General features: G+C 64.0%; 16 protein-coding genes. 10 read left to right on the top strand and 6 right to left on the bottom strand.

Annotation, left to right across the window (positions count from 1 at the left end):
- The first annotated feature begins 60 nt into the window (after positions 1 to 60).
- The 3 genes from AB0F17_RS41620 to AB0F17_RS41610 all read left to right on the top strand — a co-directional run bounded on the left by AB0F17_RS41620 (position 61) and on the right by AB0F17_RS41610 (position 1892).
- A complete protein-coding gene (locus AB0F17_RS41620) occupies positions 61 to 381 on the top strand; it encodes a prevent-host-death protein (RefSeq protein ID WP_358034898.1) in 321 nt (106 codons plus the stop codon).
- Complete coding sequence (locus AB0F17_RS41615) at positions 378 to 800, top strand: type II toxin-antitoxin system VapC family toxin (RefSeq protein WP_358034895.1); 423 nt, start codon at positions 378 to 380, stop codon at positions 798 to 800. Before AB0F17_RS41620 ends, AB0F17_RS41615 begins: the two co-directional genes overlap by 4 nt.
- Before the next feature lie 576 nt (positions 801 to 1376).
- On the top strand, positions 1377 to 1892 hold the full coding sequence (locus AB0F17_RS41610) for a hypothetical protein (RefSeq protein WP_358034892.1): 516 nt from the start codon (positions 1377 to 1379) through the stop codon (positions 1890 to 1892).
- On the opposite strand, the gene AB0F17_RS41605 is transcribed toward AB0F17_RS41610, so the two are convergent.
- Entirely contained in the window at positions 1883 to 2275 is a 393-nt protein-coding gene (locus AB0F17_RS41605) for a hypothetical protein (RefSeq protein WP_358034889.1), read from the bottom strand. The genes AB0F17_RS41610 and AB0F17_RS41605 overlap by 10 nt on opposite strands.
- A gap of 146 nt (positions 2276 to 2421) precedes the next feature.
- Between AB0F17_RS41605 and AB0F17_RS41600 the strand changes: the two genes are divergently transcribed.
- Genes AB0F17_RS41600 through AB0F17_RS41585 form a run of 4 tightly spaced genes read left to right on the top strand, consistent with a single transcriptional unit; the run spans position 2422 to position 4203 of the window.
- Positions 2422 to 2763 (top strand): metalloregulator ArsR/SmtB family transcription factor, encoded by a 342-nt coding sequence (locus AB0F17_RS41600; protein WP_358034887.1) that lies wholly within the window; start codon positions 2422 to 2424, stop codon positions 2761 to 2763.
- A 3-nt stretch (positions 2764 to 2766) separates the two neighbouring features.
- On the top strand, positions 2767 to 3273 hold the full coding sequence (locus tag AB0F17_RS41595) for an SRPBCC family protein (RefSeq protein ID WP_358034884.1): 507 nt from the start codon (positions 2767 to 2769) through the stop codon (positions 3271 to 3273).
- The gene (locus AB0F17_RS41590; RefSeq protein ID WP_358034881.1) at positions 3273 to 3905 is read left to right on the top strand and encodes a dihydrofolate reductase family protein; all 633 of its coding nucleotides are present in this window, start codon (positions 3273 to 3275) and stop codon (positions 3903 to 3905) included. The genes AB0F17_RS41595 and AB0F17_RS41590 overlap by 1 nt, the downstream gene beginning before the upstream one ends.
- A gap of 58 nt (positions 3906 to 3963) precedes the next feature.
- Entirely contained in the window at positions 3964 to 4203 is a 240-nt protein-coding gene (locus AB0F17_RS41585; protein WP_358034878.1) for a hypothetical protein, read from the top strand.
- Positions 4204 to 4374: 171 nt separating this feature from the next.
- Here AB0F17_RS41585 and AB0F17_RS41580 read toward each other — a convergent pair whose 3' ends face one another.
- The 3 genes from AB0F17_RS41580 to AB0F17_RS41570 form a co-directional block, all read right to left on the bottom strand.
- A complete protein-coding gene (locus tag AB0F17_RS41580; protein ID WP_358034875.1) occupies positions 4375 to 4878 on the bottom strand; it encodes a hypothetical protein in 504 nt (167 codons plus the stop codon).
- A 257-nt stretch (positions 4879 to 5135) separates the two neighbouring features.
- Entirely contained in the window at positions 5136 to 5642 is a 507-nt protein-coding gene (locus AB0F17_RS41575) for a hypothetical protein (protein ID WP_358034872.1), read from the bottom strand.
- 206 nt (positions 5643 to 5848) lie between these two features.
- On the bottom strand, positions 5849 to 6148 hold the full coding sequence (locus AB0F17_RS41570; protein WP_358034869.1) for a DUF6247 family protein: 300 nt from the start codon (positions 6146 to 6148) through the stop codon (positions 5849 to 5851).
- 685 nt (positions 6149 to 6833) lie between these two features.
- Here AB0F17_RS41570 and AB0F17_RS41565 point away from each other — a divergent pair.
- On the top strand, positions 6834 to 7247 hold the full coding sequence (locus AB0F17_RS41565; protein ID WP_358034866.1) for a DUF4279 domain-containing protein: 414 nt from the start codon (positions 6834 to 6836) through the stop codon (positions 7245 to 7247).
- 329 nt (positions 7248 to 7576) lie between these two features.
- Here the strand turns inward: AB0F17_RS41565 and AB0F17_RS41560 are convergent, their stop codons facing one another.
- Positions 7577 to 8116 (bottom strand): hypothetical protein, encoded by a 540-nt coding sequence (locus tag AB0F17_RS41560; RefSeq protein WP_358034863.1) that lies wholly within the window; start codon positions 8114 to 8116, stop codon positions 7577 to 7579.
- Between the two features lie 59 nt (positions 8117 to 8175).
- A protein-coding gene (locus AB0F17_RS41555; protein WP_358034860.1) for an IS3 family transposase occupies positions 8176 to 9347 on the bottom strand; the annotation gives its coding sequence in 2 pieces (ribosomal slippage) (positions 8176 to 9089 and positions 9089 to 9347; 1173 coding nt in all).
- 465 nt (positions 9348 to 9812) lie between these two features.
- On the opposite strand from AB0F17_RS41555, the gene AB0F17_RS41550 reads away from it, so the two are divergent.
- Positions 9813 to 10385, top strand: a complete 573-nt coding sequence (locus AB0F17_RS41550; RefSeq protein ID WP_358034857.1) for a sigma-70 family RNA polymerase sigma factor — start codon at positions 9813 to 9815, stop codon at positions 10383 to 10385.
- A complete protein-coding gene (locus tag AB0F17_RS41545) occupies positions 10385 to 11479 on the top strand; it encodes a CU044_5270 family protein (protein ID WP_358034854.1) in 1095 nt (364 codons plus the stop codon). The genes AB0F17_RS41550 and AB0F17_RS41545 overlap by 1 nt, the downstream gene beginning before the upstream one ends.
- The last annotated feature ends 1241 nt before the right edge of the window (positions 11480 to 12720 follow it).

The raw sequence follows: 12720 nt of genomic DNA, 5'->3' as shown, positions 1-12720 counted from the left end.
GAACGACACCGATGGTGCTACCATGTAGCACCGGATAGCACGCTGGGATAGAGTTGACGGGTGAGCGCTCCTGAGCCCGACCACTCCCATCAGATCTCCCAACGCGACCTGCGCAACCGGTCAGCGGAGATCATGGACGGCCTGGAACGCGGCGAGCGGTTCGCCGTCACACGCAACGGTCATCACATCGGCGACCTGGTCCCCATCCGCCGTCGGCGCCGGGCCATCTCGCGCGCCGAGTTCGCCGCGGTGTCCCGCGGCATGCCGCGACTGGACGACCAGAAATACCGCGAGGACATGGACCGCCACGTCGACGACGACCTCTACGACCCTTACGATCGCGCCTACAGCAGAGGCGAGTTCGCAGAGGACGGGGAATGACTCTCACTCAAGGGCTGCTCGACACCAACATCCTCATCCTGCGTGCCGGAATCGACCCCGACGAGCTGCCCGACGAGATGATGATCAGTGCCATCACCACTGCCGAGCTGTCGGTCGGCGTACTGGTAGCCTCCGGCGCACAGGAACTCGCGCAGCGAATGAAGATCCTTCAAACCGCCGAGGCCGAGTTCGACCCCCTTGCCTTCGACGACACCGCTGCCCGCGAGTACGGCCAGTTGTGGACCGCGGTCATCACGTCAGGACGCAAACCCCGCCCCCGAACAGCAGACCTGATGATCGCCTGCGTGGCCATCGCGAACCGCCTCCCCCTTTACACCTGCAATCCCAAGGATTTCAAGGGCCTGGACCACCTGCTCACCGTGGTCCCGGTAACTCGGCCACGGTGGGGCAGTGCATGAGGGAGGCCGGCCCTGCGGCCTGAATGGAGAAACTTCACTGAACCAGCCCTGATTCAGCGAAGCTCTTGATCACCCCGTTTGGACAGCCGAAGACGCAACGGGCACGGCAGCGAAACCGGGCTAATTGGGTTTTCTATCGGTGGAGCTCAGGAGATTCGAACTCCTGACTTCCTGCTTGCAAACGGGAACCAGCCACATCGTCCAGCGGTCTTCATCCTGGTCAAGCGGCAGATGCTGACTGGTGCCGCGCGCTCGTATGCGTCGATGTTGCTGTACAGGACTGCTATACAGCAAGCAGCGTGCATCTCGCTCAGCGAGTAACGATCACGCCGGTCTAGCCGTCTCCGGTGCAGGAGCCGACCGCGTCCGGGTGAAATGAAAATTTCACCCGTCATCCCGGTATTACGGCTCTGCAGGTCTAATCCCCGACCTGGTGGCACGCCTCGCCTACCCACGCGCAAGCTGCCATGGCACAAGTTAACGCCGGGCCGAATCGGTGGCTCTCAATCGTCTCTCTGGACGCCTGGAGGCCCCGACAATATTCTCCGTGCGCGCTCCGCCTACATCGTGAAAGAGATGAGGTTGGAATTGACACGTTCCAAAGCACGTCGTGCGGCCAGCTCTGTCGCCATCGCCATCGCCATCGCCATCGCCATCGCAACACTCGCGGCAATCCTGATGCCCGCCACTCCCGCGCACGCCGCCTACGGTCCAGACCAGGCCGTGTCCATCACGGTGACCTCGAATGCCGGCCCGTCGATCATGCTCGCCCAGCTGACCGGCACGCTGGCGTTCGACGACGGGAACACGAAGTTCAGGTACGCGCTCCGGCTGTGCTGGGGGAGCGGGTCCTACCCCATGCCGAACTTCTACGTCTCCGTCAACGGCAGCACCGTCTTCTATCCGAGCCAGACGGGCACGGCAGCCGCTCCCCCCGGATGCCAGTTATCCCTATTCCTCTACGACGGTGAATACACCCACTCCACCACCCTTACGAACGTCACCTTGTACGTGACGGGCGGCTGGTTCTATCCCGGCAACACTTACAACAGTCGCACCAAATCCGTGACCTACGACAACCCCTACAACTGAGCCGTCCGAAAGGCCGCGAGCACGGCCCAGTTCTCCCACCAGGCGGTGGCCACGACGCTGCTGGTGGCCCTGGCGTGCCTGCTGATGCGCAGCTTTGACCGGGGTTCGCCCGCCTCGGCGCGGCGGCGCGACTCCCGCAAGACCGCCGCGGAGACCCCGAAGGTGTCGGTGGACACCAGCACGCGGCCCACGCCTAGCGCTCCGGCGGCGGCCATCAGCCGGACCACCATGCTGGCCTTCTCGGCGTCGGGGAACACGGACGCGCTCGCGACGAGCCGCCGGATGTCACGGCCCGACATCGGGTTGGCGATGACGCCGACCGTGGCATCGGCCACCAGCCGGTGGCGGCTCACCCGCCAGCCGTTGGCGAGCTGCTCACCCATCGCCCTCCCTGCTCGCCGCCGTCGCGCGTGCCGTCTCCGGGATACGCGTTTCCGCAGCCGCTGACAAGGGTCACGATCGTCATCTGACAAGACCCGCCTGATTCCTCCGGCTTGACGCATGCCTATAACGGCATATGATGGCGCCCATGGCACGAGCAGCGACGACGTCGGACGTGTTCAACGCGATCGCCGAGCCGCAGCGCCGGGAGATCCTGCTGCTGCTGCGGGCGGGTGAGCGGCCGGTGACCGAGTTGGCCCAGGAGCTGGGGATGACCCAGCCGGGGGCGTCCAAACACCTGCGGGTGCTCCGGGAAGTCGGGCTGGTGCGGGACCGCAAGGCAGGCAAACAGCGCCTGTACGGCCTTGACGCCCGCGGGCTGCGACCGGTCCACGAGTGGACCGGCGGGTTCGAGCGGTTCTGGAATGAGAGCTTCGACCGGCTGGACGCGTACGTGCAGGACCTCAAGCAGGAAAGGCAGGAGGAGTGACCGATGGCAGCAACAGGACGGGACGCGCCGGCGCAGTCGGCGACGGCCGACCGCGAGATCGTAATCTCCCGGGTCATCAGTGCCCCACGGGAGCTGGTGTTCGAGGCGTTCACCGAAGTCCGGCACCTGTCGCGATGGTGGGGACCGGACGGGTTCACCACCACCACGCGGGCGTTCGAGTTCCGCATCGGCGGGGAGTGGGACTTCGTGATGCACGGACCGGACGGGACGGACTACCAGGAGTGGATCTCCTGGACCGAGATCGCCCCGCCGGAGCGGATCGCGCTGCTGCACGGTGAGTCCCGCGGCGACCCGAACGCCTTCGAGTCGGTCCTCACGTTCGCGCCAGACGGCGCGGCGACCCGGATCGAGATGCGCACGGTGTTCCCCACCAAGGAGCTGCGCGACGAGGCGGTCGAGAAGTACCACGCGATCGAGGGCGGCCAGCAGACCCTGAGCAACCTGGCTGCCTACGTCACCGAGATCGTTCGGAAGGGAGTTGAGAACTGATGGCCGGAAAGGTGTTCTTCAGCGTGTCGATGTCGCTGGACGGTTTCATCGCACCCGAGTCCCTCGAGAATTTGATGGGGCAGCAGTGGATGGAACTGCAGCAGTGGATATTCCCGCAGCGGTTCTTCCGGGAGAACCTGAAGCTCGGCGAGGGCGGCGAGGAAGGGCGCGACAACGACATCCTGCGGGAGACATTCGAGCGCACCGGCGCGAGCGTGATGGGCAAGCGCATGTTCGACGCCGGCGAGCAGGCGTGGCCGGAGGAGGCGCCGTTCCACACGCCGGTCTTCGTCGTGACGCACGAGAAGCGTGACCCCTGGGAGCGGCCGGGTGGGACCACCTTCCACTTCGTCAACGACGGCATCGAGACCGCGCTCGACCAGGCCCACGAGGCCGCCGGCGACCGAGACGTCCGCATCGCGGGCGGCGGCGCGACGATCCTGGGGTACGTGAACGCCGGCCTGATCGACGAGTTCTCGATCGCGCTCTCACCCGTGCTGTTCGGCTCCGGAATCCGCCTGTTCGAGGGCGTGGACGCGGGCCGCGTGGCCCTGGAGCAGGTCCGCGCGGAGCCGACGCAGCGGGTGACCCACCTGACCTACGCAGTCCGGGAGCGGTCATCCCGGAGCTGAATCCCCGCCGGAGGCATGCTCTTGCCCAGTGTGGGAGTTCAATGGAAGATTGCGCCGCGTGGATGAGTTCAAGCGCTCGATCTGGTTCCGCGTGGCGGCAGCGATCTGGTGCTTCCAGATCGGGTGGCTCGGAGCCGGAATAGGCTTCGTGTTCACTACGCCCAGAATGGCCTGGCCGATGTGGCACCTTCTGTCGTTCTTCGTGCTCGCATTCGTCGCGCTCATGATCGTTGGCATCGGTAGAGCCCGGCACCGCGCGTGGTCGAAGGAACATTCACGGGAGAGGGCAGTTGGTTAGCCGCGCGGCTCCCGCGCGAGACCGGCCCCCAGGCCGCATGCTCGCGCGGGAGGAACGTGTACAGCGAAGTCTCGTCCGCAGACACGCGCCGAGCGCTCAAGAAGCTCGGTGATCAGTTGGAGTCGTAGTAGCGTCCAGCACCGGCGAAGGTCGACGAGGCCATTCCCTCGATCACGGGGAATGGCCTTCCGCGTGGGGCAAACGCCGACGTCTCGTCCTGCCGTATCTACGTGGACCTCGTTGACGTACCGGAGCGGCTTGCGAATCGTAGCCAGCCCATCGAAACAAGACGATGGAGACACCGACGAGAGACGTGACCCCACCGGAGAAAGAGGCAAGGAACATCGCCAAGGACTCCTCTTCCGGATCACCAAGCCCGGCCGGTCCTCCATCGACCCAGTTCATCGTGGCCCAGGCCTGCGTGGCGACGATCACTCCGAACACGGTCGTGATCGCACCCAGGACATAGCCAGGGGTACGTATCCACGATCCCGTGGCGGTAAGTACGCAACCCACCACCAACCCGGCAGGGACGGTAAGGAACTGGCCGAGTACGAACGCCGTCAGGGCTGCGAGCCGTGCGTACTCGAAGCCGTCGCCATCTTGCAACCACAGGAACGGCACTGTGATGACACCGCCGAAAAGGCCGATCGCCAGCAACCGGAGTATCGCCATGCACACCATGATCGTGGGCTAGCTCGTTGCTGTGCTACCCCGGCTGAGGCGGCCTCCTTTGGAGGGATTTTGGAACTCCGGGTACGGTCCTCAGAGACGCACAGAGGCAGCGATGAGCATGCGTTCGGCATCCAGTCCTACCGGCTCGCACAAACCAAGGCACGCGCCGAAGCGCACGTCGGCTGAAGATCGTCCAGCACCCTCTTCCGCTTGATCACGGCGGAACGGGCGCTGGCCACCCGAAGCGTGCGCGCGATTCAGAGCAGAGGCGCTGGGCGGCGATGTGTGGCCGGGACCTCGAACCCGTACCTTTCGCCGAGGGCGCGAACGTCATCAAGATCTTTGTCCTTGGGCGTGTACGCCGTCTTGAACCTGAACATCCATTCAGCAGAGATGCACCGCACCTGTTGCCCGGCGATGACACCCGTGCCCGTCAGGGAGTCCTTGGGGTACTCGATCCCGTACGTGTTGTTGCCCTGGTCGTCGAACTCGAACACGTGAACATCGACCGTGCTGCCGCTTCCGACTCCAACAACGTAGTTCCAGTCGGTCGCGTCCTGTCGTGGCTGCAGCACGTAACCCCACCGTGCGAACAACTCCTTGAGACGCTGCGCGTGCTCACGGGCAACGGCGATGTCGAGGTCGGCGTGTTCGCGAGTCTGCTTGCCGAGAAGTGCGTCAACACACCACCCGCCATCAATCCAGACGGGGACACTCTCGGCGGCGAGGTTGCTGTAGATCGCGAGGACGTCGTCGGCGTGCACATGTGCAGCGTAATGGGTCACGCCGACCTGGGCCTGGACCCTACAAGCGCTGCCCGGTCGCACCAACGCAATCAGACGCCCTCCTCGTGCGGCTGCGCGATGAGGTCTCCCGGCTCAAGGGTGGACTCGTAGGGCGTGAGGCAGCGAACGCGGCTCGTCTCCCAGCTCTTAGAGGGCGCGTCCGTGGAAACCATCGAACTTGTAGCTCACACCCGGGCTTCCCACTCCGGCGGGGTGTAGCGAGTGAACATCTCCGAACGGTTCTGGAGAGCGTCCTGGACAGCCTCCTCATAGCCCGGTCGGGCGTAAGCGATCGCACGCAGGCGCCACTGACGCAACAGCGTCTGCACCTGCTTGAAGCGGGCCAAGTCGTGCGCGGCCTCCAAAGCCTCGTCGTACTCCGCCCGGAACCGGGAACGGTGCGACGGCGGAAGCGCCTCGAAGATCGCGGCCGGATCCTCACCTGGATCACGGGGCGCAACGGGCTCCACAGGCTGAGCGGCCATACCGACCAACCTATCTTCCCGAGCATAAAAGCGCGCCATCATGCTCTCGCTCAGTCACCCCCGCTCACGGTAGGAGAAGACCAGATCTCCATTGGCCAGCGGCAGAACGAGGCTCAGGCGTCTGACCTGGGAGCCGCAGAGCCAGCAGGCTCTTTCCAGCTAACCGTCATAAACGGCCACGTAGAAGGCGCAGGCGAAGCCTGCGCTCAAGAAGATAAGACGTCTGAGCGAAGCGAAGCCCTCCAGGGGTCGGGGCTACGGCCCGACTGGAAGAAAGCGTACGAGCCCCTGAGCGCGAAGCGCCCCATTGCGAAGACCGTTGTGCGCCGAAGGCGCCTCAGGGAGAACAGCCCGAGCGATAGCGAGGACCGCTCGGGGCGGGCTTCCACGGTCAACCACCCAGACGGGCAACGGGTGGGCGGAGCATGGTCCACCTAGACGAAGGAAATGGTGGAGCCTAGGAGATTCGAACTCCTGACTTCCTGCTTGCAAAACGGTCCGACCTTCAGGGACAACGGCCTCGACCTGCGCTGAGGACTGTCCACGAGTGACCGTGATTGACCGCTGCTGACCGCCCTTAATGGCACGCTAATGGCACGACGATCATGGTCTTGAGAAGTGGAAGCGATGGCCTCTTCCAAGTCATGCAAGCGCTCGCCAACCCTTGAACCGCTACCGTGTCCACGTGATCGTCGAGCAGCAGGTCTACTTTATGATCCAGTCCGATGAACTGGATCCCGGTCAGATCACCCAGTACGTGGGCGTCGAGCCGACTCGATCTGAGGCGAAGGAGTCACGACGCGGCAGGAAGAGTGGGCGCCTGATACCACGACGACACGAATGGATGCTCGACTCCGGCCTTGCGGAGACCACCTCACTCAATGAGCAGGTGCAAGCCGTGATGAATCAGTTGGCCGGCGCCTGGGATCGAATCGGAGAACTGACCGCTGGTGGCGCAGCGGCCACGTTGGTCATGCTTCGGTCGTTTGAACCGGGAGGGGGCTTCAGCCCGCGGGGGCTCGTTCTTGACGAAGAAGCCATCAGTTTTCTTAACAGAGCTGGAGCCGATCTATGGATCGACGAGTACGACTTATCGTAGGGCTGGCGATAGGAACGCTCGCACGGTAACGGGCGGGGCCTCTAGGTGCACGAACTGAGCGCCGAACCTCATCGCCCTCCACCGCCGATAAGGTGATCATCCACGTTGTTCGGTGGGCCGGGGCTGAGGAACGAAGCCCTGAACCGTCGATCGCCCCCGACCACCTACGGCGGCTGACCACAGACAGGCGATCGTAAGGACGGTACAGACCGCCGACGGTTTTACAGCTCGCGACCGTTTCCACTCACGTATGGCCCTCGAGCTGCGGCGCTAGGGTGTCACTTCGTTCCCGCCATCATGATCATTTCATACATATTGCACAGGCGCGCTCAAGGGCAGTTCCGGGGATCCTGACCCATCTGCTCGAAAGCAGCCAGAGAGATCACGACGTCGACGTCTTGCTGCCTCTTCTCGTCCCATTCCTGTATCAGCACCTGGCCCGGGTCGACCTTGGCGGCATCGTCAATCTCGAACGCCACGTGTCGTAGCGAACTGGTGCTGTCATTGGTGAAGCCGTACGCGTTGTAGGTGATGGCTGGATCCAGGGAGGGAGGCTTGGGCGTGACCGTCCAGCCGCCAACAGGGGTGTCGAGCCGGAACGAGGCGCTCTGTCCACTCAAGGTGGACGCGTGATACCTCGCGTCATCGACGTATACATCGTCCGGGTTACCGGTCGAGCTCCGCCGGGCGGTGGCACGCTCATGGTAGAGCCGCACTCCGTCCGGTGCAGGGCCACACCAGGCCAGTACGGCAACGAGATGGCCGGACTCGTCCACACTGATACCGACATAGCCGTTGGCGGCGACTGTGCAGCCGGTGAGACAGGTCAGGAGTGTGCCCATAAGTACTACGCAGATCCAGTTGCGCATGCACCGACCGTATGCTGAGGGGCCACGGTGATTCCGGACAGTCGCCTTATGGGCGTAGCCTATGCGGCTGTTCGGGATGAAAGGGACTCGTTGAGCACCTCGAGAGGCGGCCGATAGCCGAGTGCCGAGTGCAGACGCAGCCGGTTGTAGAAACCTTCGATGTAGCGGATGACCTGCCGTTTTGCCTTCGCTCGGGTGGTGAAGACGAAGCGGTGGAGCCATTCGTTCTTGATCGTGCTGAAGAATGACTCGGCCATCGCGTTGTCGTAGCAGATGCCGGTTCGGCCGACCGAGTGGCGGATCCGCAGGCCGGCCAAGAACCGGCCGAACTCATCACTGGTGTAGTTGGAGCCGCGGTCGGTGTGGAAGACGGCGTCCGGCTCGAGCAGGCCGGTGCCGGCCGCCATCCGGATCGCGTCCTTGATCAGCTCGGTGCGGTAATGGTCGGCCATTGCCCAGCCCAGGACCGTCTTGCTGTGGCAGTCGATGACGGTGGCCAGATACAGGAAGCCCTCCCAGGTCGGGATGTAGGTGATGTCGCCGACCAGTTTGAGTCCCGGCCGCTCGGCCGTGAAGTCGCGCCTGACCAGGTCGGGGATGCCACGAAAGTCGCCCTGCACGGTGGTGACCGGCCGAAACGCCCGTACCTGCGCCGGGGTCAGGCCCAGCTCGCGCATCAGGGCACGCACCAGCTCGGCCGAGCAGTGCTCGCCGCGGCGCAGCAACGCGGCGTGCACCCGCCGGTAGCCGTAGGTCTCGTGCGAGCCGGCGAAGACCTCGGCGACCAGCGCGGTGAGCAGCGCGCGGCGTTGCGCGGTGGCCGAGGCCGGCCGATCGCGCCACTCGTAGTAGCCCGACCGGGACACCTCCAGCCAGCCGCACATCCGGGCGATCGCATGGTGGGCCTTCTCCGCGTCGATCAGCTCGAACTTGGCGAGCGTCATCGACTCTCGGCCGCGAAGAAGGCGGCCGCTTTTTTCAAGAACGCCAGCTTCTCCCTCAGCTCGGCGTTCTCCCGCTCCAGTTCGCGCACCCGCGCCCGCTCCGGGCCGGAGGGTGGCTGCTCGACCTCGCCGTGCACGATCCGATGCCTGTTCACCCAACTGCCCAGGGTGCTGGGGTTGATCCCGAACTCCCGCGCCACCGACGCGACCGTCCGCTCGCCCTCCAACACCATGCGGACGGCCTCTTCCTTGAACTCGCGTGAGAACTGCCTGCGATGCCTCGTCACGTACCTACCTCTTCCAGACTTCTGTCAGCTTATGTAGCCGACTGTCCGGAATCTGTTGGGCACCTCAATGCCGTGATGGATTTTGCGGATCCACCGAGCGGACTCGTGATCACACTGCCCTGCGACCGTTACATGCGGTTCTGACACGCCACACCGGCTGACGGTTTACAGGGAGTCGAGGGTACAAGTGCTTCGCTGTCCCTTACCTGGTGTTTCTTCCTTGTTCGATTGCCATCCGCTGCTGATCGTCCCGATCCGCCCAAGGAGAGGGCCGGGCCCGAGTAAGCGCTACGAAGCCTGACCAGTGCTGCGGAATCGATAGTTGATCAGATCCCAGAGCTCAAAAGCGATCCCTCGATCGGCGGTGGGTCGGCCTAAATTTCTGGTGCGGCGTGTAAGAAGTGCAGGTGTGCGCGGGGTTACCCGGTATCAGACCTGGCAGCACACACGAGAGGGGGTGGTGGCGTGACGAACGACAGCCTCCATGATCCCGATGACAGCGATGAAGTCGCCCGCTTCACGTTCATCTATCAGAGCAACTACGCGAAGGTGTTCAGCTATGCGCTCGCGTACAGCCAGCGCAGCATGGCAGAAGATGTCGCCAACGAAACATTCATGACGGCATGGCGCAAGCTCGACGCGGTTCCGCACGACGATCCGTTGCCGTGGCTGTTGGGAGTAGCCAGGAACCACCGGCTCAAACAGTTCGCCGTCGGCCGCAGACACGAGACGATCGCCCAGCGGATCGCGCAGCTCACCGATGAGCGCGACGTGGCGGCTTGGGATACCGGTGACCTGGTGGTCGAGCGAGACGCCGTCCTGGCCGCGTTCGCTTCCCTGCCGGGACAAGATGCCGAAATCCTGATCCTGAGCGCCTGGTACGGCCTCACCCCGGCGCAGGCCGCGACGGTTCTCGGCTGCACGACAGCCCTCTACTACGTCCGAATCCACCGTGCGCGCCGGCGCCTGGCACGCGCGCTGAAGCAAGGTGCACCCTCGGCGACATTCCCTAAGGACGTTCTGGAAGGACATCGCTGATGACCAACGACCTCGTAGCGGCGCTCAAGCCTTCAGCCCTGGACGAAGTGACCGCGCTCGATTCAGACGCGAAGATCGCCGCCATCGTTGCGACTCCACGGCCGGCTCCTGCCGTCCGTAGGCACCGGGCGCCCCGGATGCCGCTTCTGCTGGCTGCTTCGGTCGTGGTCGCCGTCGTGGCGGCCGTAGGGGTTACCTCGCTTACCAGCGCGAACGATCACCGCCGCCTCACCCCTCCGAACCATGCCGGCACTGCCACCCCCCTCGACGCGAGGACTTTCCTGCTCGCCGGGGCGGAGCACATCGCGGCTGCCCGGGAGCCGGTTGCCGGCAAGTACTGGCATTTGAAGACGCGGAGGTGTCGCACCGGCGTTCAGCGACCAATGGCCGCGGTGGACAACCCGCCGTCGTCCCGACCAAGTGGGCTTCCCTACCGATTCACCGCATGCGAAACCCTGGAGAAATGGACTTCCAGGAGCGGATTCGTCCGCACCATCATCGGCCTCGACCCGAAGGTCTCCTTTGACACGCCTGGAGATGAATCCAACTGGCGTGCCGACGGCGCACCGGCGTTGACACAGCGGCTCGGCTACACCGAGGACAACGATCAGATCTTCACCAAGTGGGGTCTGGACGGAAATCACATGGGGCTCGATCAGTTGACGAACCTGCCGTCCGACCCGAGCGCGCTTCGCGATGTGATCGCCAAGTCAGCCGTGGGGAAGCCCCGAGGGTCCGCTCTGGACAGCTTCCTGTGGAGCTTCGCCCCGGGCCTGTTCGCTCAGCCGATCACGCCGAAGGCGCGTGCAGGCCTGTATCGGATGCTGGCCCAGATCAACGGTGTACGGATCGTCAGCAGCACATTCGACGCGGAAGGCCATCCGGTGGTCGTCCTCGCCCACACTCAGCCAGTCCGAGCCAGTGCCGCCGGTCCGATACACAAAATCGAGGTTCGGCTGGTGTTCCGCCAGGACACCTACGAATTCATCAGCAGCCAGTTCGACCCGGGCAGGAACGCCACAGTCGATGAGCAAATGATCGCCGAATGGGCGAACGTTCTCGGTCCTCGACAGGGCCAACGCGGACACGACTGACAAGGTCGGCCGTTCTGTCCGCCTCAACCAACATCAGCCTGGAGACCACTCACCGCGAAGTATTCATCCAGATGGTGAGGACGGGAAAGCGATCACCTGATACACGGCCCAAGGCACGTGGCTCGGTGGGCTAAGGAACCGTCGATCGCCCCCAACCCCGTGCATTGGCCAGCCACAGCATGGCGATCGTCGTGCTGCAACTGTGCTGCGACGGCGCGTCCCCGGTCGGCGCGTGAGGATTGGTACGGCGGGTGCTGTGTGCGGCCCGGAGTCCCGCCGTCGTTCGAGAGCCAGCAGGAGCTTTCCAGCGAACATCAGATAAACGGCCATGTAGAGGCGCAGGCGAAGCCTGCGCTCAGGAAGATAAGACGTCTGAGCGAAGCGAAGTCCTCCAGGGGTCGGGGCTGCGGCCCGACTGGAAGAAACGCCTGAGCCCTCAGCGCGAAGCGCCCCCACGAAGACGATTGTGCGCCAAGGAAGGACAGCCCGAGCGATAGCGAGGACCGCTCGGGGCGGGCTGCCACGGCCAACCACCAAGACGGGCAAGGGGTGGGTGGCACACGGTCCACCTACACGAAGAGAGAGGTGGAGCCTAGGAGATTCGAACTCCTGACTTCCTGCTTGCAAAACGGTCTGATCTTCGACTACCACGGCCTCGACCTGGGCGACCGACAGTCCGCCAGTGACCGTGACTGACCTCTGTTGACCACCCTTAATGGCACGCTAATGGCACGGCGATCACGTGTGTGGTCACGGGGTCTGTTGTGCCAGGCCTCTGTTCTACGGTGTGCGGTCACCGTATTTTTCGATGATCGAGCTGAGAGTGTGTGGGGTTGACGGCATCTCCTGCACCAGTGGATCCGGTGAGGTGAAGCCAGTGTGTACGGATCGCTGTCGACGATCACGGAATTCCCCTGCTGTGAGGGGTTTCCGATCAGGTAATTCCCCTGGCGCTTCACGGTTCTCCCCTGGAGGAGGACGTGGGCGCGGCTGGTGTGTCACGTAATTCCCCCGGGGGATGACGTGCGTGTCAGCGTGGACCTGGCCATCACCAGAAGATGATCATCGCTCCTTGTCGGGACAGGCGAGGAGACGTGATGGCAAGGAGAACCTTCGACGTGATCGACATCACGGAGATCCTGGTCCACTGGTATGCAGGCCGCTCTCAGTACGAGATCGCCGACAGTCTGGCGGTGGATCGTAAGACGATCCGTAAGTACATCCGTCCCGCGATCGCCGAC

It is taken from the genome of Nonomuraea sp. NPDC026600, from assembly GCF_040638335.1.
In the GTDB taxonomy this organism is placed as follows: Bacteria; Actinomycetota; Actinomycetes; order Streptosporangiales; family Streptosporangiaceae; genus Nonomuraea.
The sequence above is the reverse complement of the archived record's forward strand: the minus strand, read 5'-3'. Positions and strand labels throughout refer to the sequence as shown.